This is a genomic window from Azospirillum sp. NS33 (assembly GCF_059703765.1).
Window position 1 is genome coordinate 34,125 of sequence record NZ_BAAKJB010000041.1, and the last position, 21,869, is coordinate 55,993.

18 protein-coding genes and 1 pseudogene are annotated in these 21,869 nt (G+C 70.8%); 12 read left to right on the plus strand and 7 right to left on the minus strand.

Annotated features, from left to right (window positions below; genetic code table 11):
- Positions 1–86 precede the first annotated feature (86 nt).
- Positions 87–1,562: a pentapeptide repeat-containing protein gene (locus tag AC6H2I_RS26245; RefSeq protein WP_497503724.1), complete on the plus strand. Its 1,476-nt coding sequence runs from the start codon at positions 87–89 to the stop codon at positions 1,560–1,562.
- Positions 1,563–1,574: 12 nt separating this feature from the next.
- Here AC6H2I_RS26245 and AC6H2I_RS26250 read toward each other — a convergent pair whose 3' ends face one another.
- Together AC6H2I_RS26250 and AC6H2I_RS26255 are read right to left on the minus strand one after the other, a co-directional pair.
- A complete protein-coding gene (locus AC6H2I_RS26250) occupies positions 1,575–2,159 on the minus strand; it encodes an HPF/RaiA family ribosome-associated protein (protein ID WP_497503725.1) in 585 nt (194 codons plus the stop codon).
- Positions 2,160–2,199: 40 nt separating this feature from the next.
- Positions 2,200–2,529 carry a DUF2934 domain-containing protein gene (locus AC6H2I_RS26255; RefSeq protein ID WP_497503726.1) on the minus strand — a complete coding sequence of 110 codons (330 nt, stop codon included), beginning with the start codon at positions 2,527–2,529 and terminating at the stop codon, positions 2,200–2,202.
- Between the two features lie 439 nt (positions 2,530–2,968).
- On the opposite strand from AC6H2I_RS26255, the gene AC6H2I_RS26260 reads away from it, so the two are divergent.
- On the plus strand, positions 2,969–4,390 hold the full coding sequence (locus AC6H2I_RS26260; protein ID WP_497503727.1) for a polysaccharide deacetylase family protein: 1,422 nt from the start codon (positions 2,969–2,971) through the stop codon (positions 4,388–4,390).
- A 27-nt stretch (positions 4,391–4,417) separates the two neighbouring features.
- Here AC6H2I_RS26260 and AC6H2I_RS26265 read toward each other — a convergent pair whose 3' ends face one another.
- Together AC6H2I_RS26265 and AC6H2I_RS26270 are read right to left on the minus strand one after the other, a co-directional pair.
- A complete protein-coding gene (locus AC6H2I_RS26265; protein WP_497503728.1) occupies positions 4,418–4,783 on the minus strand; it encodes a hypothetical protein in 366 nt (121 codons plus the stop codon).
- A gap of 121 nt (positions 4,784–4,904) precedes the next feature.
- Positions 4,905–5,222: a hypothetical protein gene (locus AC6H2I_RS26270; protein WP_497503729.1), complete on the minus strand. Its 318-nt coding sequence runs from the start codon at positions 5,220–5,222 to the stop codon at positions 4,905–4,907.
- Between the two features lie 484 nt (positions 5,223–5,706).
- On the opposite strand from AC6H2I_RS26270, the gene AC6H2I_RS26275 reads away from it, so the two are divergent.
- Entirely contained in the window at positions 5,707–6,822 is a 1,116-nt protein-coding gene (locus tag AC6H2I_RS26275; protein ID WP_497503730.1) for a potassium channel family protein, read from the plus strand.
- A gap of 15 nt (positions 6,823–6,837) precedes the next feature.
- Here AC6H2I_RS26275 and AC6H2I_RS26280 read toward each other — a convergent pair whose 3' ends face one another.
- From AC6H2I_RS26280 to AC6H2I_RS26290, 3 genes are all read right to left on the minus strand, one after another.
- Complete coding sequence (locus AC6H2I_RS26280; protein ID WP_497503731.1) at positions 6,838–8,025, minus strand: cytochrome-c peroxidase; 1,188 nt, start codon at positions 8,023–8,025, stop codon at positions 6,838–6,840.
- A gap of 101 nt (positions 8,026–8,126) precedes the next feature.
- On the minus strand, positions 8,127–8,342 hold the full coding sequence (locus AC6H2I_RS26285) for a hypothetical protein (protein WP_497503732.1): 216 nt from the start codon (positions 8,340–8,342) through the stop codon (positions 8,127–8,129).
- Positions 8,343–8,469: 127 nt separating this feature from the next.
- Positions 8,470–13,932, minus strand: a complete 5,463-nt coding sequence (locus AC6H2I_RS26290) for a trifunctional serine/threonine-protein kinase/ATP-binding protein/sensor histidine kinase (RefSeq protein WP_497503733.1) — start codon at positions 13,930–13,932, stop codon at positions 8,470–8,472.
- A gap of 402 nt (positions 13,933–14,334) precedes the next feature.
- On the opposite strand from AC6H2I_RS26290, the gene AC6H2I_RS26295 reads away from it, so the two are divergent.
- From AC6H2I_RS26295 to AC6H2I_RS26335, 9 genes and pseudogenes are all read left to right on the plus strand, one after another.
- On the plus strand, positions 14,335–15,612 hold the full coding sequence (locus AC6H2I_RS26295; RefSeq protein WP_497503734.1) for a pepsin-like aspartic protease: 1,278 nt from the start codon (positions 14,335–14,337) through the stop codon (positions 15,610–15,612).
- Complete coding sequence (locus tag AC6H2I_RS26300) at positions 15,609–16,394, plus strand: hypothetical protein (RefSeq protein WP_497503735.1); 786 nt, start codon at positions 15,609–15,611, stop codon at positions 16,392–16,394. Before AC6H2I_RS26295 ends, AC6H2I_RS26300 begins: the two co-directional genes overlap by 4 nt.
- Before the next feature lie 255 nt (positions 16,395–16,649).
- On the plus strand, positions 16,650–18,761 hold the full coding sequence (locus AC6H2I_RS26305; protein WP_497503736.1) for a methyl-accepting chemotaxis protein: 2,112 nt from the start codon (positions 16,650–16,652) through the stop codon (positions 18,759–18,761).
- Between the two features lie 57 nt (positions 18,762–18,818).
- Positions 18,819–19,178 carry a DUF1828 domain-containing protein gene (locus AC6H2I_RS26310; RefSeq protein ID WP_497503737.1) on the plus strand — a complete coding sequence of 120 codons (360 nt, stop codon included), beginning with the start codon at positions 18,819–18,821 and terminating at the stop codon, positions 19,176–19,178.
- Positions 19,179–19,260: 82 nt separating this feature from the next.
- Positions 19,261–19,404, plus strand: coding sequence for a hypothetical protein (locus AC6H2I_RS26315; protein ID WP_497503738.1), 144 nt, complete (start codon positions 19,261–19,263; stop codon positions 19,402–19,404).
- A gap of 241 nt (positions 19,405–19,645) precedes the next feature.
- Positions 19,646–19,993, plus strand: a complete 348-nt coding sequence (locus tag AC6H2I_RS26320; RefSeq protein ID WP_497503739.1) for a hypothetical protein — start codon at positions 19,646–19,648, stop codon at positions 19,991–19,993.
- Between the two features lie 83 nt (positions 19,994–20,076).
- Positions 20,077–20,520, plus strand: coding sequence for a hypothetical protein (locus AC6H2I_RS26325; RefSeq protein ID WP_497503740.1), 444 nt, complete (start codon positions 20,077–20,079; stop codon positions 20,518–20,520).
- A complete protein-coding gene (locus AC6H2I_RS26330; protein ID WP_497503741.1) occupies positions 20,517–21,311 on the plus strand; it encodes a DUF1828 domain-containing protein in 795 nt (264 codons plus the stop codon). The genes AC6H2I_RS26325 and AC6H2I_RS26330 overlap by 4 nt, the downstream gene beginning before the upstream one ends.
- Positions 21,312–21,649: 338 nt before the next feature.
- A pseudogene (locus AC6H2I_RS26335) lies at positions 21,650–21,766 on the plus strand (IS630 family transposase); the annotation flags it as partial.
- Positions 21,767–21,869: the final 103 nt, after the last annotated feature.

The following is a 21,869-nucleotide window of genomic DNA, read 5'->3' on the forward strand; positions in this document are numbered from 1 at the left end:
CCTTCAAGCCGTCCGTGACGGACGCCACCGCAGCCGGCATACTGCGCCCGGCCCTCCATCCCCCAGGTCCAGGAGAAAACGCGGCCATGACCAGCCGGAGCGCCGCCGACATGGACGAGATCAAGGCGATCCTGCGCGCGCACCAGAACTGGCTGCACCGGCGCGGCGGCCGGCGCGCCGATCTCGGGTTCCGCGACCTGTCGCAGCTCAACCTGGCCCGCATCGCGCTGACCGGCGCCAAGCTGACCGGAGCCAACCTGTCGGGTGCCAAACTGATGGCCGCGGACCTCAGCCAGGCCGACCTGTTCGGCGCGGACCTGGAGGGCGCCGACCTCACCGGCGCCACCCTGGCCAGTGCCGACCTGCGCGGCGCCAACCTGCACCGCGCCCTGCTGACCGACGCCGTGCTGCGCGGCGCCGATCTGCGCGCGGGGGAGTTGATGGCCGCGAACGGGACGCCGGGCGCCGCCGGTCCCGCGCGGCTCACCGAAGCGAAGATGGAACGCTCCATCCTGTCCGGTGCCAATCTCACGGGCTGCGACCTGTCCGGGGCCGACCTCAACGACGCCGACCTCAGCGGGGTCGAGTTGAGCAGCGCGGTGCTGCTGGGCACCGACCTCACAGGGGCGACGCTGGACGGCACCGTGTTCGGGCAGACGGTGATCGACCACGCCACCCTGCGCCGCACCTACATTCCCTTCGTCCTGCCGGCCGAGGCCCTCGTCGCGCCGCCCTACACCACCATGGCCGCGGCGGATTTCACGGCCGCCGTGGCGGCCCACGAAGCGTGGGTAGGCAGCGGCGGTGCCGGCGGCCGGCGCCTCGACCTCGACCTGGTGACGGTGACGGCGTCCGATGCCCTGGTCCTCGCCGAACGGTCCCTCGCCGGTGCCCGGCTGCGCCGGTGCCGCCTGCCCGGCGTGTCCTTCGGCGCGGCCGACCTGCAGATGGCCGACCTCTCCTACACCGACCTGAGCGGCGCCAACCTGTCCCGCGCCAACCTGCGCGGCGCCACGCTGCGCCGCGCCACCCTGGCCGGGGCATCGCTGGCCGGGGCGGATGCGACGACGCTGACGCTGGCCGGGGGACGGGACTGGCCGACCAACCTGGAAGGGGCCGACTGCAGCGGCGCCGACATCAGCCACGCCCGTCTGTCGGGCGCCATCCTGCGCGGTGCGGTGCTGGACGGCGCGCGCCTCGACGGGTCCGGCTTGAGCGCCGCGGAGGGCGTCCCGCCGCCGCCCGCGACGCCCCAGGAACGGCGGCGCCACAAGCGCTACGCCCGCCCGTCCCTCACCGTGCGCTGGGCCGGCGGCGACGTCACAACCCGCAATTGGTCCGTCGGCGGGCTGTGCCTGCGCGCCCGGCCGGACGCGTTCGCGTCCGGCGCCGTCATCGACGCGGTGATCGCGCTCGGCGACACGACCGCGCCCGCCCGGTTCGTCGTGCTGCACCAGAACGGCGGGCGCGGCCACGTCTCGGTGCGATTCGATCAGTATACCGACGACCTCAAGGCGTTGCTCAAGGCGGCGTTCCTCGAGCACCAGAAGGCGGCCGGCTGATCGCCCGCCCCGTCATCCCCGCGCCAACTCGTTGGGGGCGCCGGAGACCCGCCACACCTTGGACGCCGTCGGTCCGGTGTCCCCCATGGATTCCACGTACTTGACCGGTTCGCCGGCCTTGAGGTCGGCGAAGGCCACGTCGATGCAGCTGTTGCGGTGGAAGTACAGCTGGGCGCCGGCGGGGGTGACGATGAACCCGTGGTCGTCGGCGGGGTCGAGCTGCGCGATCCGCCCCGGCACCTCGGCGTCGTGCGCCTTCACGTCGCCGCGCTGCTTCTGCTTGTGGGTGGCGAGCTGCCGCTCGGCCGCCTCGAAGGCGTCGCGCACCGAGGTGCGCAGGTCGGGCTGGGCGTACTTCTCCTTCGCCTTCTTCGGCTGGCGGCTGACGACGATGTCCTGTCCGGGCACCATGAGTTCCAGATGGACGTCGTAGACATTGCCGGTCTTGTGCTGCCGGTGCTGCGCCTCCACGGCGATGCGCACGCCGACCAGCCGGTCGTACTGGCGGCCGAGCTTGTCGCAGCGCTCGCGGATGTAGGCGTCCACGTCCGGCGTGGGCTCGACGCCGCGGTAGGCGATCTCGAGATGGGTGTCCATTGCTGCACCTGTTGTTTCGGGCAGGAACCGGGGCGTGGCGTCAGCGGGAGCGCGCCTTGCGCCGCGGCATGGCCGCCGGCGGATCCTCGGTGCCGGGGAACCGGGTGTCGGAGTCGCCCTGGTCCGTGTGGCCGGGCGTCTCGCCCTGGTTGACGGCGCTCAGCACCGGCTCGACCGGCTCGGTCCGCCGGACGGTGTCGCGCGGCCCGCCGCTCGGATTGGGTTCCAACGTCTGATCGGTGTTGTCCTCGATGGCGATTTCCTCACGCGCAAGTGTCCAGTGATCCTCGGCGCGTCCGTCCGGGCGCCCTTCGCGATCCCAGATCGCGAAGGCGCGCTGCCGGATGCGCCGGTCCAGATCGTCAGACATCCGGGGTCCTCCTTCGTGCTGCCTCGGGTGGCGACCGGTCGGCGGTGCGGCGCCGCCCCGGGCCATCGGCGGGTCGGTCACACCGTCGCCCGTCCCACCCCATCCAACCGGCGACTCCTCCCCGGCGTTCCACCCCGCGCCGCACATCCGGCGGCGCGGCCACATCCTGCGCACCGGCGGCGCCGGCCGACCGTATCGTGTGGGCAACGCCGTGCGGAAAAGACGGCTTATGTCGAAAATGAAGGCCTTTTGCTGTTGGAAGTACCCAATGTGGGGTGGTACGCACAGGGACTGTCGACCCCTGCCGCGGGCACGTTTCGGGATCGCGGACGAAACCCATCGAGACCACCCATTGCCTGACGCGCCGCTCCCCACCCCGTTCCGCCTGCCCCTCCGATCGACGGCCTCCCCGACGGCGGGCATCCGCCGCCGGAGCGGGTTGGGCGCCGTCGCGGCGGCCTGGCTGGCGATCGCCGCCGCCGCCGCCGGGGCGCTGCCGGCGGTCGCCGCACAGCCGCCCGCCGCCGGCGCGACGGTGCTGCAACTCGGGCTGTTCGCCGACGAGGGCAGCGCCTGGTGGGCCTGGAAGAAGCTCAATCGCAACCGTCCCGCGCTGGCCGAGGGGCTCGACGCCCAGGTGGTGCCGCTTGCCCCCGATCCCTCGTCCGGATTCGCCCTCCGGGCGGCGCTGGCCGCGGGCGTCGACGCGACCGCCCTGTGCCGGCGCATGGTGGGAGCCGGTTTCGGCTGTCTGGTGCTGCGCGACGCGCCGTTCCCCGACGCCGGCGAGGCCACCCCGCCCACCACCGATGCCGTGCCGGACGCGCCGACGCCGGCCAGCAAGCCGGACCGCGGCAGGCCGGACGCCGGACAGGACATCGCCTTCGCGCCGCTGCCGATGGTGAAGCCGGACCCGCCGGCCCGAGACCCGTCCGGGGGAACCGCGGCCCGCGAAACCGCCGCGGCCGAACCGGCGGAGCCGGAGACGGCGTCGCCGGCCGAGCCGGCGATCGCCGTGCCGCCGCTCCTTCCGGCGGTGGCGCACGCCGGGCCGGATTCGTCAGCCGTCCCGGGCGACGGCACCTACTACTACACCCCCGACGAGGCGGGCGAACTGGTGGAGATCGCCAAGCGGTCGCGGCGCCTGGGCGGCCGCCTCGGCGCCGTGCTGCCCGACACCAAGTTCGAGGTGGCTCCGGCGGTGCTGCGGCGGTCGGAGTGGAATCTCTGCGCCCTGACCTTTGACGACGGCCCGCACCGGATCCACACCCCGAAGATCCTCGAGATCCTGGACCGCGAAAAGGTCCGCGCCACCTATTTCCCGATCGCCCGCGTCGCCGCCAAGCAGCCGGACATCGTCAAGGCGTTCCTTGCGTCCGGCCACGAGATCGGCAGCCACAGCCTCACCCACGCCAACCTGCGGCCGATGCCGGCCGCCGCGCAGCGGTTCGAGATCGTCGAGGCCAACCGCATCCTGCGCGGCATGGGCGCCAACCCGGTGCTGTTCCGCCCGCCCTACGGGCGCTACACGACGGAACTGCTTTCGACCATCCGCAACGAGGGCATGGTGCCGGTCTTGTGGAACGTCGACACGCGCGACTGGCAGGTGCGGGACCCGGACAAGATCGTGGAGCATGTGATGACCGCCGACGGCACCGCCAGCGTCCTGCTCATGCACTCGACCTACGCCAGTTCGGTCTCGGCCCTTCCCGGAGTCATCGCCGGCCTGCGCGCCAAGGGGTGCGAGTTCGTCACCCTGTCCGAATGGATCGAGCGGATGCGGATGGTGGCCACGCCGATGTCGGTCAACGAGCCGGTGGTCAGCGCCAACGTGCCGATCGGAAACACCGCCCGCCCGTAAGCGGATGAACCGTGAGCGGATCAGCCGTCAGCGCGCGGCCGTCTTCTGCTTGCGCAGCTGGCTGAACTTGCGCAGGGTCTGCTCCTGCTCGGGGGTCAGCAACTGGAACTCGCCGATCAGCTTGTCGTCCTGGACACCGACCACCGACACGGTGGTGGGAAAGCTGAAGCGTCCCATCGGACTCTCCACCTTGACCACCACCCGCGCGTTCTGCCCGGTGATCAGCGATCCGTCGAAGCGGTTCGCGACGAAGCCGTTGGCGGTCAACGCCACCAACGGAAACGACTTGCTGTCCACCTCGATGGCGCCAAGCGGCGACGGCTTCGCCGCTGCGCCCGCCGCGGCCTTCTTCGGGGCGCGAACCGTGACCTTCAGGAAGTCAAAGAATCCCATGCCCCACCCCTTCCCCGCCGCATGCCTCGTGACGGGATTGTACCGCCACCGCCCCACGCGGCGTCAGTGCTTTGTGGGCCATCGTTCAGGAAAGTGAGCGACCCGTGGCGGGGCCGCCCCGTCAGCCGCGGCGCGCCACGGCCCCCGGGGCCGGTGCCCCCGACCAGTCGCGATGGGCGCGCTCGGCGAACACCACGGCGAAGGGCAGCGTGGTGACCAGCACGGCGACCATGCCGCCAGCCACGGTCAGCAGTCCCAGGGGGTCGGCGGGGTCGACGAGCACCGCGAGTTCGAGCAGCAGGTGGCACGCCAGAGCCACCATGAAGATGGCCGCCAGACTGTGCGCCACATAGGCGGGCGGGCGCCCCCAGGCGCGGTCGCCGCCGCTGCGCCCGTTGCCGGACGGCGGCCGACAAGACGTCCTCAGGACATCCTGCATGGGCACCTCCTTCGTCGCGCCGCCGCCGGCCCCCGACGGGGCCGGCTTGGACAGGCTTTCGAATATAGCGACGCACGGGGAGATTTCACCGGGGCCGAACAACCTATTCCAAACGCCGGAACCGACCCGCCGAACCACGCCCTTCGGCAGGGCGTGGTCCAAGGGCACGCCGCCCTGCGCGTGTGGATAAGTCTGTTGACAAAGGAGCGGCACCACCGATGCGCGCGCCGCCGCCCCCCATCGCGGAGCCGCCGAAGCCTGGAGAGTCTCTCCCAACACGTTGTTTTCGTTGCTCTTGCCACGCCGCTTCCGGGTGGCTTCCGTGTCAATTCGTTGCAATTCGGGGTGGTATGGCAGCAAGTGGCGCCACCGCCCCGCCGCCCCGCCGCCTGTTGACAACCGGCGCCGGGCCGGTTGGGCAGGCGGGGAACGGGGGGCGGCGGCACGGCGTTCCCGACCGACCGCTCCCGACATGGTGTGCCTCGTGCCCAAAGGGCTTCCCCACCCGCCGATCCGCCCCTTCGCCCGCCTCGTCGGGCCGTTGGACCGTCGGCGCACCCTGGGCCGCTTCGTCGGCTTCCTCCTGCTGATGGCGGCGCTGCACACCGCCGCCATGGTGTCGCTGGAGGGCATGGACCCGGGCGACGCCGTCTGGCTGACCCTCACCACCATGACGACGGTCGGCTATGGCGACTACGCCGCGGCGACCCCGTGGGGGCGGGCAGCGACGGTGGTCCTCCTGTACGTCGGGGGCATCTTCGTGCTGTTCGAAGCGGCGGCGACCTATTTCGAGTACCGCGCCGAACGGCGGTTCCTCATGCGCAAGGGGCGGTGGAGGTGGAAGATGAAGGATCACATTCTGGTGCTGAACGCGCCCGCCGAGAATCCCGAGCCGTACCTGTGCCGCCTGCTGTCCGAGTTTCGGCGAAGCCGGCGGTTGCGGACGCTGCCCGTGCTGATCGTGACCAAGGCGTTCGCCGACGGCCTCCCGCAGGCGCTGCTGGACCTCGGCGCCGTGCACGTCGACGGGTCGGCCAGCGAGCCCGGGGTGCTGCGCGCGGCCGGGGCGGCCGATGCGCGGTTCGTCGTGGTCCTGGCCCGCGACGAGATGGACCGGTCCTCGGATGTCCATGCCTTCGACGTGCTGCACCGCCTGGGCGAGATCGGGGCCAGAGGCCTGCGGCTGGCGGAATGCGTCAACGACACCGACCGCCCGCGCCTGCGCGCGGCGGGCGCCGACATCCTTGTCCGCCCCATGCGCGGTTATCCCGAAATGATCGTGCGCGCCCTGGTCGCGCCCGGCACCGAGGACATCCTGGAGGATCTCTTCACCAGCCGGGGCGACGAATGCTGGCGCTACGACGTGCGCGTCCAGGGGGTGCGCTGGGCCGAGGTGGTGAGCCAACTGGTGCGCCACGACATCGGCGTGGCGATCGCCTACCGCGCCCGCGCCGACGGGACCACCCGCTGCAACCCACCGCCCGACACCGCCGTCGACGCCGACAAGCTCTTCGTCCTGGTGCGCGAGGGCAACAGCCGCCCCGATGCCGAGGTCGCCCGACTGATCGCCCGCCTGATCGCCCGGCTGCCGCGCGCGTGAGCCCGGCCCCCCCGGTCACGGCGTCAGCAGATGCTCGTACCGCTTGTCGGTCAGGGTCTTCAGGAAGGCGACCAGCGCCGCGACCCGCTTGTCGTCGAGCGCGGGGCCGGTCTCCAGTTCCTCCGTCGACACGGTCCCCGGCACCTCGGGGTCGCCCCAGGGCTGCCCGGTCTCCGGGTTGAGCCGGCTGGAGTCGGCGATGCTGTTGTACTTGTTGTAGAACCGCACCACCGTCTCGAGGTCCTTGAAGAGGCCGTTGTGCATGTAGGGGCCGGTGACCGCGACGTTGCGCAGGGTCGGCGTCTTGATCTTGCCGGCCTGGGCCGGATCGTTCACCGCCGGGTTCTCCAGAAGCCCGCGGTCGACATGCCCGGCGCCCTTGCCGTTCTGCGCCCGCAGGGCCGTGTTCGCCGGCACGCCGATGTTGTGGTATTCGTAATTGGTGAAGGTCTCCCGCGCCGCCGCGGGCATCTTGGCGAGCTGGTGGCAGGTGTTGCAGTTGGTGAACTGCTGGGAGAAGAACAGGGTCATGCCCAGCTCCTCCTGCGGGGTCATCGTGTACGTGCCGGCGAGGTGGCGGTCGTACTTGGAGTCGAAGGGGGCGAACAGGTCGGTCTGCTCGAACCGGGCGATGGCATCGGTCATGGCGTCGTAGGCGGCGTCCGCGTCGTCCAGCACCTCCGGCCCGTACAGCTTGGCGAAGGCCTGGACATAGGCGCGGTTCTCCGTCAGCCGCTCCAGGACCTGGGTCTTGGAGGTCATGCCCATCTCGTCCGGGTTGAGCGGCGGGCCGGCCGCCTGGTCCTTCAAGGTGGCGGCGCGGCCGTCATGGAACTGCCCGCCCACCGCCGTGCCGTCCGGCGCGATGGCGAAGGCGGGGCTGAACCGGGCGTAGGCGGCGGACGGCGCGTTGCGGTCGCCCAGCGACGTGCCGTTGTCGCCCGGCGACGCCGCGCCGCGCGGGTCGGCGAAGCCGAACTGCGGGTCATGGCAGGTGGCGCAGGACTGGGTCCGGTTGGCCGACAGGTTGGTGTCGAAGTAGAGCGCCTCGCCCAGCCCCTCGCGCGTGGTCGGCACCGCCGCCGAAGCCGCCTTCGGCGCCGCCGCCGGGGCGGCCGTCGCCCCGTCGTAGACCATGCCGCCCAGCGCGGCCAGCAGGAGCCCCACCGCCGCCACCCGCGACCCGCAATCCCGTATCGTCACCTGTCGCACCGTACCCTCTCCCCTGCGCGCCGCCGAGCGGCGTTGCCGCCCTCAATATAGCGAATTAGTCGCATTTGCGCAGGGGGTCGCATTGAGGTGAATCAAACCGCGGCCGTCACCTTCCCGCTCAGGCGCCGCAGGTCCCGGGCGGCGCGGTCGGCGACCCGCTGCGCCTCCACCAGCACCGCGGCCAGGTCGCCGACATCGGGGGCCACCTCGCCGGCGGCGTCGGACAGGTCGTCCAGGGCCTTGGCGGCGGTTTCGATCAGGGTGGTGACGACCCCTTCCGGGCCCTGCGGGTTGTCGAAGCCTGCCATGGGGATCTCCTTAATAAAGGTGCGGCTATTCGCCCCATCCTCGCCGGGAATGCGGCGGCGCGCAACGCCGATGTCGCGTCGTCGGCACGGCGCGACCGGCCGAACCGTCGGGGTCGCCGGTCCGCGCTCATCCGCCGACCGGCGGCACCCGGGGGAAGCGGATGGTGAAGCGGGTGCCCCGCCCGGGCGCGCTGTCCAGGTCGATGCGGCCGTGCAGGGTGGCGGTCACCAGGTTGTGGACGATGTGCAGGCCCAGCCCGGTGCTGCCGGTGCTGCGCCGGGTCGTGTAGAAGGGATCGAACACCCGCCCCCGGCTCTCCTCGCCGATGCCCCGGCCGTCGTCGGCGTAGACGATCTCCACGGTGTCCGGATCGGGTTCGGTCACGACCACCGACAGGCGCCCGCCCGCGCCGGCGTCGTAGGCGTGGGTGATCGAGTTCACGATGAGGTTGGTCAGGATCTGCGCCAGAACGCCGGGATAGCCGTCGAGCTCCAGCGCCCCCGGGCAGGCCAGGTCCACCCGGTGCCCGGCCTTCTTCCACAAGGGTCCGAGGCTGTTCAGAAGGTCGTCCAGGTACGGCTGCACGTGGAAGCGGCGCCGCTCGTCCGTGCTCTGGTCGGCGGCCACCAGCTTGAAGCTCTGCACCAGGTCGGCGGTGCGCCCGAGGTTGGACACCAGCAGGCCGGTCGTCTCCTCCGCCGTTTCCATGTAGGCGTCGAAATCATGGCGGCGCAGGCGCCCCGCCATGGCCGTGGCCTTGAGGCGGCCCGTCTCGTCGGCCAGGAAGGTGGCGCTGGTGATGGCGATGCCCAGGGGCGTGTTGATCTCGTGGGCGACGCCGGCCATCATCTGGCCGAGCGCGATCAGCTTCTCCGCCTGGACGAGCTGCTTCTGCGCGGCGCGGAGTTGCTCGTGCGCCATGCGCTCGCCGTCCAGGGCGATCTGCAGGGCGTGCGTGCGCTCCGCAACCTGGGCCTCCAGGGACCGGTTGAAGCGGTTGAGCTCCCCGTACAGACGCGCGTTCTCCAGGCTGATGGCGATCTGCGCGGCGAGCAGGCGGGGTGCCTCCAGGCGCTGGTTGACGAAGGCGTCGGTGGCCAGGTTGTTCTCCAGGTGCAGCACGCCCACCAGCGTGCCCTGGTGCATCAGCGGGATGCACAGGACCGAGCGGGGCCGCCGGACCTGCACGTCCGGGTCGTCGGCGAACCGGACGTCGGCGGCGGCGTCGGACAGCACCACGTTGTCCCCGGTGCGCGCGGCGTAGCTGACGATGGCGACGGGCACCCCCGGCCCGGCCCCGTCGCCCAGCGCCACCGGGTCCGCCAGCACCCGGAAGCGGCCATGCGCGGCGTCGGCCTCCGCCACCACGGCAAGCCGGCCGCCCGTCTGGAGCAGCAGCACCCCCCGCCCGGCACCGGCGAGGTGAAGCACCGTGCGCAGCAGCGTCTCCAGCAAGGCCTCGCGGTGGATCTCTCCGGTGATGGCCCGGGCGGCCGTCATCACCGCCTCGAAGTCGAGGCCGCCGGCCAGCCCCTCGCCGCTGGTCGACACCGACGTGCTGGCCGTCACCGTCGCCGGGTCGCCACCGCGCAGCGGGCCGGACGGGCCCGCCGCCGCCGCCGCGGGCGCGCCGTGATCGGCGACGAGGTCGGGGAACACGCGGTCGAGGTCGCGCACCTTGGCCAGCGCTCCCCAGCGGCGGTAGGCGTTGCGCGCGCGCAGGCGGCAGCCGCGCGCGGCCGGCGCGGCGCCGCGCGCCGCGTGGAACGCCGCCGCCCGTTCGGCGGCCAGCCCCTCCTCATGCACGGCCCCGGCGGCGGCGGCGGCGGCGATCGCCTGCTCGTACAGCGCCGCGGCGGCCGCCGGGCGGCGCCCCACCCGCGCCGCCTCGGCCCGCAGCAGCAGACTGCGATGCCCGTGCAAGGCCGGCGACAGGCCGTTCCACGCCTGGAAGGCGCGGATCGCCCGCGCCAGGGCGCGGCGGGCCGCCATGCGCTCGCGCAGCGATCCCTGCGGCCCGCCCGCCAGTGCCAGCGCCCGGTAGAACTCGAAACTGGGACGCAGCATCCCGTCCTTGACGGCGCTGTCGACGTCCAGCGTCGATTCGATCTCCGCCAGGGCCGCGCGGGCGTCGCCGCCGCGGTCGAAGAACAGCGCGAGCTGGAGCTTGGCGCCGCAGGCCAGGGCCAGCGGCACGTACAGGCCGCCCTGGCGCATCGCACGGAACGCCTCCTCCTGGTTCAACAGCGGGCCGTCCAGGCGCTCCGGCCGCTCCGCGCCGGTCCGCAGGATGGCCACGGCCTGCCACAGGGCGCGCAGGTGCAGCTCGTTGTAGCGGTTGCCGATGCGCTCCAGCAGGTGCAGCGTGTCGCCCAGCTCCGCCTCCAGGGCCGCGAGGTCGTGGCCGGCGTGCCAGGCGCACCAGGGCGCGTTGGCGGCGGCGTAACCGCCGAACTCCAGGTCGCCGCGCTCCAGGCATTGGCGGCTCAGCCGGCGCGCCTGCTCGTGCTGCGCCGTCCACGGCAGCGACCATTGGCCGCTGAAGAACAGCTTCAGGTACACCCCTTGCGGGGTGCGCGCGAACAGCGCCGCGCCGGAGTGGTCCTCCGGCTCGTCGGCGGTGTCGGCGAAGGCGCGGATCGCCCCTGCGAGATCGCCCGCCGCGGCGCAGGTCATGCCCCAGAAGGCCCGGGCGATGCTCTGAACGCCGGGGTCGCCGGTCCGCCCGCTCCAGGCGAGCAGCCGGACCGCCAGCGGCAGCATGAGGTCGGGGCGGGCCGTGTGGATCGGGCTGATGTGCGACGTCAGCAGGTCGCACAGGCCGGCGTAACGCCCGGGCTCGGCGGCGGCGGACGCCGGACGCTCCTGACGACCGCGGACCAGACGGGCGCCGCGCAGCCGTTCCACGGCGGCCCGCAGCCGCCCGACGGAGGCCGGGATGCGGATGCCGACCGCCCCCAGCGCCGCCAGCCCGATGGCCAGCGCCGCCTCCGCCTCGCCGCGGGTCAGCCGCGCGCTCATCCGGACCGCCTGAACGGTGGCCTGCCGCAGGCCGTCGGAGGTGCGGGCGAGGAGCGCCGCGGCGTACGCCTCCATCGCCGCGTGGTCGCCCGTCATGAAGGCGGCGGTGGTCGCCTCGTCCAGCAGGGCCAAGGCGGTTTCGTCGGTGGCGCCGCCACCGGCCGTGGCGGTCCCGGCCCCCTCCTCCGTCGCCGCGTCGAGGATGGCGAGGCCGGCGCGGGCGTAGCCGAGCGCCGATTCGAACGCCGCCCGCCCCCTGGCACGCCGGGCCGCATCGAGGTTGAGCCCGACCACCGCGTGCCGCTCTTCGGGGTCGGCGATGCCGTCCAGGCCCAGGTTCAGCTGGTCGACGATCTCGAACAGCCGGTCGCCGGTCTGCCCGGCCGGGGCCGCCGCGCGCAGACGGCGCCCGAGCCGCAGATGGACGGCCGCGCGCTCGTCCGCGTCGACCAGGGAGTACGCCGCCTGCTGTACGCGGTCGTGGAGGAAGCGGAAGCGGACGCTGGGCGACGCGCCGTCGGCGCCGCCGTCACCGTCGCCAGCCGTCCCCGTTCCCACGCCCGCGCCGGGCGCGGAGAGCGTGCGGTAGTCGCGGTCGAGCGGCAGCACCACGCCTTCGCGCAGCGCCGGCCACAGCGCCGCGCCGACCCGCGCCGGCGGGGCGTCGGCGGCGACGCTGAGCAGGGCGAGGTCGAAGACGTTGCCGATGCAGGCGGCGCGGCTGACGATGTCGACCGTCCCCGGGGCGAGGCGGAGAAGCCGGGCGACCATCAGGTCGATGACGTTCTCGGTGCTGTCGCGGGCGCCGATGCGGCCCGCGTCCCACGTCCAGCGCCCGCTGCCGGGGTCCTGGTGGATCAGCCCGGCATGGAAGAGCGCGCGCAGGAACTGCGACAGGAAAAAGGGATTGCCCTCGGTCTTGCGGTGGCACAACGCGGCCAGGGAGGCGGTCTCCGGGTCGTCGCGGTGCACCGTGTCGGCGATCAGGGCCTCCACGTCGCGCAGCCCCAACGCTCCGACGGCGACGGTGGTGACGGTCCCGCCCGCACGGTTGATCTCGCCGACCAGGGCGGCCAGGGGATGACCCGGCGTCAGGCCCTCGGGGCGGCTGGCGCCGATCACCAGCAGGTGGCCCATGTCCGGATCGGTGGCCAGCTTGCCCAGCACCGCCAACGACGCCCGGTCGGCCCATTGCAGGTCGTCGAGGAAGAGGACCAGAGGCCGCTCGGCGGTGGCCAGGGCGATGAACAGGTTCTGGAGGGTGAGCTGGAAGCGTTGCTCGCTCTCGGCCGGCGTCACCGCCGGCAGGGACGGCGTGTCGCCCAGCACGGTGGCGAAGGCCGGCACCAGATCGGTCACCACCCGTCCGTTGACGCCGACCGCCGCCGCCAGGGTCGCCCGGCGCCGCTCCAGCACCGCCTCCGGTTCGGCCAGCAGCAGGCCGGCGATGCCGGTCAAGGCCTGGACGAGGGCCGAATAGGGGGTCGTGCGCTTGAGCTGGTCGAACTTTCCGGCGGCGTACCAGCCGCGCACCTCGGTGAGCGGCTTCTGCACCTCCTGCACCAGCACCGACTTGCCGATGCCGGCGGGGCCGATCACCAGCAGCAGCTCGGCCCGGCCGGCGGCGGCACGGCGGAAACTGGCGGTCAGGCCGGCCACCTCGGAGCCGCGGCCGTACAGCCGCTCCGGCACCTGGAAGCGCGGCGACCGGTCGCCGCCGCCCAGCGTCAGGCCGTCCAGCCGCTCCGGCACCCCGGCGACGAGGGCGGCCCGGCACAGCTCCAGATCGTGCTGGACGCCGCGCGCGCTCTGGTAGCGCTGCTCCGGCTCCTTGGCCAGCAGCTTCAGGACCAGGGCGGACACCGTCGGCGGAATCGCCGGGTCGATGCGGTGCGGCGGCTCCGGCGGGCGGGCGATGTGGCCGTGGATCACCTCCAGCCGGTCGCGGCCGCCGAACGGCGGGCGTCCGGTCAGCAGGTCGTAGAGCGTCGCGCCCAGGGCGTAGAGGTCGCTGCGCCAGTCGAGGCTGCGGTTCATGCGCCCCGTCTGCTCGGGCGCGATGTAGGACAGCGTCCCCTCCAGGCGGGCGTCGTCGGCCGGGGCGCTCTCGCTGGCGAGTTCGGCGGCGATGCCGAAATCGATCACCTCCACCGCGTCGCTGTCGGGGTTCCACACGATGTTGGCGGGGTTGATGTCCTTGTGGACGACGTTGCCCGCGTGGATGCCGACCAGCGCCTCGGCCACGCGCGCGCCGATCCGCAGCACCTCCGGCACCGTCAGCGCCCGCTCGCGGCGGTGGTGGGCCAGGCTGCGCCCCCCGCTGTCGGCCATCACGATGTCGCACCCGTCGGCGCCGCAATCGAACGCCAGCATGCGCACCACGCCCGGACCGGCCAGGCGCCGGGCGATGGCGAACTCGCGGCGGAGCTGCGCCACGGTGGACGGATCCAGAACGTCGGGGCCGAGCCGCTTCACCACCACCGGCAGCCCGTCGGTGCGCCGCAACGCCCGGAACACCACCGTCTGGTCACTGCGATGAAGGATGTCCTGCAGATGGTAGACAGACATCTCCATAGGTTCACCGCCCGCAGGCCGGGACGCGCCCGCGCCGTTGCCGCCACCTCATGGGACTTCTGATTAGGTGTTCAGCCCGGCGCTGTCCACTCATTTTGATTTGTATTCGCAGTGTTTTCCGGCGCGCCGACATTGTGCGCCGCCGCAAAAGCCGAGTCGCCGATCCGCTCCGGTCACTAATGCCGCCATCGTGACGGACGCATACCCAAGTATGCGCCCCACCCTTGTTGGCTGGCGCCACCCGGTGACTGGGGTGCGCCGGGACACCGAACCTGGCGCTGCTGGCACCAGCGGGATTTTGACTGATTTTCCGCCAACAAGGTCAAGGCGAAAGCAATTGACCCTCATTGTTATCTGCACGCTAATGAATTTGATCGACCAAGGACGGGAACGGTGATGATGGGTCCTTCATCCAAGACGCTCGGCGCCACGCCGCACCTGGTCCGGCCCAGCCGACGCGGCATTCTGAAGGGGGCCGGCGCCCTGGGCCTGGCCGCCGCCGCGGCGCCCTTTCTGGCCGTGCCGTCACGGGCCGCGCCGGCGGCGCCGGGACTGGTGCTGCCGATGACCGCGGGGCCGTACCAGAACAACGGCGCGTCGCAGTGGAGCACCGAGCTGGCCATCGGCAACGCCACCCAGACGATGAAGCTGGCGCTGGATTCCGGCAGCAACTTCATCTGGATGACGTCCTCGCTGTGCGCCCGCAACGGCAATTTGTGCCAGCACTACGGCGGCACCCAGTACCAGTACCAGGCGTCCAGCAGCTTCCAGTGGATCTCGACCACGCCCAAGAGCGTCGACTTCGGCCCCTGGGGCACGATGACCGTCGCGACCGGCCGCGACACCATCACCGTGGCGCCGGGCCAGGCCGTGCCCACGACCTTCTACACCGCCCAGGACTACGACGGGTCCCAGTTCGCCCAGCTCGACTGGGACGGCGGCATCGGCCTGCCCTCGGGCAGCGAGTACGTGGACCCCAACGTCTCGTTCTTCGTCGCCGACCTGATGGACGCCGGCATCGTCGACCCGGCCTTTCCCTACATCGCCTTCGACACCGACCCGCTGACCGGCGTCGGAAGCTGCCGCATCGGCGGCATCGACCCCGGTGCGTTCGACCCCGCCAGCGGCATCCGCATGCCGTGGCTGCCCTACTCCGCGTACGCCGGGCTGGAATACCTGTGGTCCTGCCGCCTCGACCGCTACACGGTGGGTGGCCAGACCCTGGCGACGAACAAGGTGTTCTGCCTGGACAGCGGGTCCTCCCAGTTCAAGGGGGACGACGCCATCATGAACGGCACGCTGGCCCTGATCGGCAGCCTGCCGTCGAAGCCCACCATCGGCCTGACCATGGGGGTCACCACCGCCGGGACCCCGGGACACCTGGAGGTGCCGCCGTCGGTCTACGAGGTGCTGGTCCAGGCCGGGCCGCAGATGGGCGAGACGGTGCCGCAGTTCGCGCCCCTGGGCACCAAGGACCTGGTGCTGGTGGGCTCGCTCATCATGGACCTGTTCTACACCATCTTCGAATACGACGTGACGGTGCAGGGCGGGCGCCACGTGCTGGCGCCGGTGGCCATGTACCTGTTCGACAAGCCGGGCCGGTCGCTGGTCGCCGGGCGTGGCGACGGATGGAGCGTCGGGCGGGCCAAGCCGTACAGGAAGGAGCAGTCATGAGCACCGTCACCCATTGGAAGAACGCCTACGGCTCGACCATGGACCTGTGGCAGGGCGACGACGGCGGGATCATCGGCCAGTACAAGTCCGACACCGGCTCCACCGGGGTGTACCTGGTGGTCGGCTGGGTGGCGGGCCCGGCGCCGTCGGCCCAGGCCGGCCAGCCCATGGCGCTGGCGCTGTCCTGGCGCTCCGTCACCGGCGGCACCGGCGACCCCAGTTGGCACTGGGTGTCCGGCCTGGGCGGCCAGCACCTTCCGCCGTCCGGCAGCGACCCGGAGTCCCTGGTGCTCAACCACGCCCTGGTGGCCACCACGGCCTTCCCCGGACTCGCCGGGCCCGGCACCTACATCGACAAGCTGGTGTACCTGCCGACGACGGCGGACTCCGCCGCCGCCAAGGCCCCGAGTGTCGGCGCCGCCTGCGCCGGCACCGACCCGGTCGACGGCACCTGGCGGTGCCGCGAACAGCCGGAGCTGACCATGACCCTGTCGGTGGTCGACGCCGACCTCGGCATGGTCCAGGGCAGCCTCGTCCAGGGGGGCGCCAGCCAGCCGGTGCGCGGCGTCACCGACGCCCGCGCCTCCACCGACGCCCTGGCCCTGCAGGCGCTGTCGGTGACGGCGCCGCTGCCCGGCTCCACCCAGACCCTGGCGCTGGCCGGCAGTCTCGACCTGCAGAGCGGCGTCATCACCCTGACCAACTTCACCAGCCAGGGCACCACCGCCGGCAACGCCTACCTGCAGACCACGGTGTCGTCGCTGACCTTCGTGCGCGCGTGATCGCAAGGTCGCGCGGCCCGTCCGCCCGCGCCAGCCGCCGCGTGGCGGGCGGGCCGACGTTCATTTTCTTTCGCAGTGCGGCATTGAATATTTCAGCATCAAGGGATTCCCTCCTTGCGACAACTTGGCCACCATTTGCGTGCGGGCGATTGTTTTAGGACCTGATTAATCATCGTGTGACATCGTGAGGAAAAGGCGGACCCCTCCGACCTCGCGATGCGGTCCTCCCTGGCTTCAACAGGATGAGACCGTGTGATGACCTTGCCTTCACCCTCAACCGGGCGGCGCGCCATGGGCGCCGGCACCTCCCTTACGATCGTGATCGGCGCATTGTGCCTGCTGCTGGCGGGTGTGCTCGGCTCGACCCTCGTGACCGCCTTCGGCCGCTGGCAGACGGCCAACGCCATCGCGGAGCAGGCGCGGGCCGGACGCGACGTGTTCACGGCGTTGCAGAACACCCGGATCGAGCGGGGGGCCACCCGGCTGATGCTGGAGGGCAAGGACCCCGCCACGGCGACCCACATCGCCGCCCTCAAGTCCGCCCGGGACACCGCCGGCCCGGCCCTGGACGCCGTGATCGGCATCTGCGCGCGGATCGCCTGCGCCGACGGCGACGTGTCCGGCGAACTGTCCCGCCGCCTCCAGGCGGTCCAGGCGATGCGCGCCAAGGCCGACCCGGCCGGGACGCGCCCGCTGGAACAACGCCCGGAGGGGCTGGCCAAGGAGGCCAATGCGGCGATCACCCAGCTGGTCAACCAGCTCGAGGCGACCTCGACCGCGCTGACCTCCCAGGCACGCCTCGCCGATCCCCTCATGGCGGAACAGGCGTCCATCAAGGACGCCGCCTACCTGACCCGTGACGCCGCGGGGCTGGAGAAATACCCGGTCGCCGCGATGATCAAAGAGAAGGCGATCACCCCGGACAACCGCGCGAAGATGGCGGAGCTGCGCGGCAAGGTGGCCGCGGGTTGGTCGCTGGTGACCAGCCTGCTCGCGCGCCCCGGCATCCCGGCCGACATCACGGCCGCGGCCAAGAGCGCGGAGCAGGCCTATTTCGAGACCACCGTCGGGCAGCGCGACGCCATCGAGAAGGCCATCGCGGCGGGGCAGGATTCTCCCCTCACCGCCGCTCAGTTCAGCGCGTCGCTCGACGCCGGCACCACCCGTCTGGTGGGGGTGGCCGAGGCGGCGCTGGACGCCATTGTCACCCGGGCCGACACCCTGGCGGGCAACGCCCGGCAGACCGTCATGATCCAGGGCATCCTGCTTCTGGTGAGCCTCGCCGTCGGCGCCGTCGCCATCCTGGTGATCCGCAAGCGCGTCGCCACGCCACTGGAGGAGATCACCGGGGCCATGCACCGGGTCGCCGACGGCGACCTCTCGATCGCCGTGCCCCACGGCGCCCGCGGCGACGAGATCGGCCGCCTCGCCCAGGCGCTCGCCATCTTCAAGAGCAACGCCGAAGCGAAGCTGCGGATCGAGCAGGAGCAACGGGACGAGCACGAGCGCGCGCAGCGGCGCCAGCGCGAGGTCGAGGCCGCCATCGCCGCCTTCGGCTCCACCGTGTCCGGGGCCCTGCACGGCTTCGCCGGCTCCGCGGACGCCATGCAGGAGGCGGCGGACTCCCTGAGCAGCGTGGCCGATTCGTCCAAGGCGCGGGCCACCACCGTCGCCGGAGCGTCGGAGCAGACGTCCGCGAACGTCCAGACCGTCGCCGCCGCCACCGAGGAGCTGGCGTCGTCGATCGACGAGATCGGCCGCCAGGTCGGCCATGCCGCCGGTCGCGCCCGGTCGGCGGTCGACGAGGCGAACCAGACCAGCGACGCCGTGCGCACCCTCAGCGACGCCGCCCAGAAGATCGGCGACGTGGTCGGCCTGATCCAGCAGATCGCCACCCAGACCAACCTGCTGGCGCTCAACGCGACCATCGAGGCGGCCCGCGCCGGCGAGGCCGGAAAGGGGTTCACCATCGTCGCCCACGAGGTGAAGAACCTCGCCGGCCAGACGGCCAAGGCCACCGAGGACATCGCCGCCCAGGTCGCCGCCATCCAGGCGTCCACGCGCCTCACCGCCGACGCCATCCAGGGCATCGCCGACACCGTCGGTGACATCGACCGGACCTCCGCGGCGATCGCGGCGGCCGTCGAGGAGCAGGCGGCGGCGACCCGCGAGATCACCCGCAACACCCATGAGGCGGCGCGCGGCACCCAGGAGGTGTCGTCGAACGTGATCGGGGTGACCGAGGACGCCAACCGCACCCACGCCTCCGCCGGCGACGTCCAGGTGGCGGCGGGCGACCTGCGTCGGCAGGCGGGTGTCCTCAAATCCGAAATCGACCGTTTCCTCGGCCGCATCCGTGCGGCCTGACGGGCCGCGGGCGATGGCACGGGGGGGTCGCGAAGACGGTCGTCGGCGACCGGACTGGTGCTGCGGCGTGCCATCGCCAAAGCGCCGGAACGGGGTGCCGGCCGCATCCCCCGCACCGTCGACGGTCGATCTGTTCGTCGCCAACCGCCGCCACCTGGTGTCCGGGCTTGGCCCGCTGGCCGTGACGGTTTTCGGCAATACGTCCTGTGGCTGGATCAACTCGACATCCGCCCGCTGGAATCGGCGCGGCGCAAGCGGCTGACCGAAGACGTGCTGAACACCTACGGTGTCACCCACACCAAGGGCGCGTTGTCCTACGCGGTGAGCATTGACGAGCTGCTTCCCGGCACCATCCGCCTGGGGCAGGCGCGCATCCGCGCCGCCGATCTGACCTTCACCCAGCGCATCGGCACATAGGGCAGCGTCGCCGAAGAGGTGGAAAGCCTGATCGACGACACCGGCCTGCTGCGCGAGCAACGCGAAGACCCGTGCGGATGAGGTGTTCGCCCGCTGCTACGATCTGCGCGACTGGCAAGGGCACCGCGGCGCGGCGCTGGATGACCGGCGCGCGCTGTACCGCGAAGACGACATCGGGCGCATCCGCGACTTGGTGACGGCCATTCCGATCTCCGAAGTCGCATGACCGCCTGAGTGCAGCACCCGCGGCCCTTCGCCGTTGCCTCGCTTGAGTCCACGATGGTGTGGGTGCTCGGATGGCTGCGCACTCTGGCGACGCACGATGCGTTGCGTCACGGTGCTTGCCCGCTTCGGCCAGAGCCGTGCGCGACCAGCGCACCATCACTCGCAACTCGTTGATCTGACTGAGAGAAAATGGTGCCCGGGGACGGAGTCGAACCGCCGACACGGGGATTTTCAGTCCCACTATGATGGCGACATCTGACTTCCGCAAAATGCTAATTCATTGTGATTACGCGATTTATGGTTTCCCTGAATTCCTAGACGTTTCCGGTGTGCGCAAAGGCGTCGCGCGGTTGCTGGAAGAAGCGCGGGAACGCCTTCATGCGGGCAGCCTCCCCTCTTCCACCCTTGGGGCCGATGCTCCCAACGGCATCATGCCCAACACGGCGATGACGCCCAACGAACCGGCGGCAATTTACAGCGGAACTGTCCGTGAACTCACCGATGGCCGTGGTTGGCGGTTGCCGAACGCTGATCGGAGCATCATTGATTTCCACATCGCCCGCACCGTTGCCGCCGCGCGCCACCGTTAGGCCAAACCGAACATCCGCCTTCCCGTCCTTTGGCGAAGGGGATAACGTCGTGCATCCATTGGAGCGGAGACAGCAAACACACAATGGACCGCAACGAGTTCGAGCGTCTGCGCGATCTGCCCGGCAAGCGCATCGTCGGCGACATTCGCCTGACCCAGCGCAGCGACATTTCCGCCGCGTGGGAGGCGAAGGACATCGCCATCGTCAACGCCGAAGGGGTGGACGCGCGCTTGACGGTGCAGATTGTTTCGGAAACCGGCGCGAAGACGCTGAACGTCAAGATCACGGGTGTCGGCCCGATCTGTCGGCTTGAGGTGGACAGCCGTCCGCACAGACCCGCCGGGCGCAGTCACAAGCACGCGCTGCACACCCCCGAGTGCCCGCGCGAGAACCTGAAGCGCGGCGTCATCGACCGTGGCGACCTGAACGGGCAGTCGAAGAACGCGGTGTTTGACGCCTTCTGTCGGATGGCCCACATAATTCATGACGGTGCGTTGATCGTGCCTCCCGAAGCGGACGGGGCATGAAGACCATGATGGGGATGAACGAAGCGGCGGCGATCCTGAACCACACGCCCCTGATCGAAACGGTCGATACCGTTCCGAAGGGGCATCTGCGCATCGCCACGGCCTTCCGCTACCCGGATGGATCGACGGTCGATCTGTTCATCGCCAACCGCCGCGACCTGCTGTCCGAGTTTGGCCCGCTGACCTTGACCGATTTCGGCAACACCTTCCTGTGGCTGGATCAACTCGACATCCGCCCGCTGAAGTCGGCGCGGCGCAAGCGGTTGACCGAAGACGTGCTGAACACCTACGGCGTCACCCACGCCAAGGGCGCGTTGTCCTGCATGGTGAGTGCCGACGATCTGCTTCACGGCATCATCCGCCTGGGGCAGGCGTGCATTCGCGTCGCCGATCTGACCTTCACCCAGCGCATCGCCGCACAGGGCAGCTTCGCCGAAGAGGTGGAAAGCCTGATCGACGACACCGGCCTGGATTACGAACCGAACGCCAAGCTGCTGGGGCGCGGCGACGTGATCGTTCCCGTCGATTTCCTGATCCGCGCGCCGCGCGTCGAAACCGCCGTCTTCACCTTGCCGGCCGAAAGCAGCTACGCGAGCAACGCGAAGACCCGCGCCAACGAGGTGTTCGCCCGCTGCTACGACCTGCGCGATTGGCAGGGGCAGCGCGTTGCGGCGTTGGATGACCGGCGCGCGCTGTACCGTGAAGACGACATCGGGCGCATTCGCGACGTGGCGACCGTTATTCCGATTTCCGAAGCGGGAGCGTTGCGGGAGTTGCTGTTGGCGGCATGACAGTCTTTCACGAGAAAGAAACTATTAATTTTCCCACAGCATACATTTCTATCGCCAAGAAAAATATGAATACACCGTTTCTAATAAATTGATATGCAGCTTGATTTCTCAAGCCCCTCTCCGTATTAATAGCTATTTGATGAGCAATGGCTGTTAAAGTATCAAATTTTTTATACTTTGCCGCTTTGATATCAGAAAGAAAACTCAAGCCTACGCCATAGAGAGGGCGGGTTCTTGCGTTAGCTAGAACATTTTCCGGTCGGCCGGAATCGAAGGGGGATTCCCGCCGAGGCTGAAATCTGATTCAAGATGTGGGCTGGTGAAGGAGGCCAGCCCGCATGACAGCACCTCTTTCCCTGGATTTGCGTGAGCGGTTAATCGCGGCGGTGGACGGCGGGCAATCCTGCCGCTCGGCGGCGAAACGGTTCGGCGTGGCGCCCTCGACGGTGAACCGCCCCGGGTTTCCCGGAGGCCCCATTTCCTGAGAAGATGGGGTCATCATGACGAAGCAGACATCACCCAAGTTCGCCCCTGAAGTCCGCGAGCGCGCGGTTCGGA

Coding starts and splice junctions, on each gene's coding strand:
- AC6H2I_RS26300 (WP_497503735.1), top strand. CDS start 15,609: ATGAGCACCGTCACCCATTGGAAGAACGCCTACGGCTCGACCATGGAC.
- AC6H2I_RS26295 (WP_497503734.1), top strand. CDS start 14,335: ATGATGGGTCCTTCATCCAAGACGCTCGGCGCCACGCCGCACCTGGTC.
- AC6H2I_RS26290 (WP_497503733.1), bottom strand. CDS start 13,932: ATGTCTGTCTACCATCTGCAGGACATCCTTCATCGCAGTGACCAGACG.
- AC6H2I_RS26245 (WP_497503724.1), top strand. CDS start 87: ATGACCAGCCGGAGCGCCGCCGACATGGACGAGATCAAGGCGATCCTG.
- AC6H2I_RS26305 (WP_497503736.1), top strand. CDS start 16,650: ATGACCTTGCCTTCACCCTCAACCGGGCGGCGCGCCATGGGCGCCGGC.
- AC6H2I_RS26285 (WP_497503732.1), bottom strand. CDS start 8,342: ATGGCAGGCTTCGACAACCCGCAGGGCCCGGAAGGGGTCGTCACCACC.
- AC6H2I_RS26330 (WP_497503741.1), top strand. CDS start 20,517: ATGAAGACCATGATGGGGATGAACGAAGCGGCGGCGATCCTGAACCAC.
- AC6H2I_RS26250 (WP_497503725.1), bottom strand. CDS start 2,159: ATGGACACCCATCTCGAGATCGCCTACCGCGGCGTCGAGCCCACGCCG.
- AC6H2I_RS26320 (WP_497503739.1), top strand. CDS start 19,646: ATGATGGCGACATCTGACTTCCGCAAAATGCTAATTCATTGTGATTAC.
- AC6H2I_RS26325 (WP_497503740.1), top strand. CDS start 20,077: ATGGACCGCAACGAGTTCGAGCGTCTGCGCGATCTGCCCGGCAAGCGC.
- AC6H2I_RS26270 (WP_497503729.1), bottom strand. CDS start 5,222: ATGCAGGATGTCCTGAGGACGTCTTGTCGGCCGCCGTCCGGCAACGGG.
- AC6H2I_RS26265 (WP_497503728.1), bottom strand. CDS start 4,783: ATGGGATTCTTTGACTTCCTGAAGGTCACGGTTCGCGCCCCGAAGAAG.
- AC6H2I_RS26255 (WP_497503726.1), bottom strand. CDS start 2,529: ATGTCTGACGATCTGGACCGGCGCATCCGGCAGCGCGCCTTCGCGATC.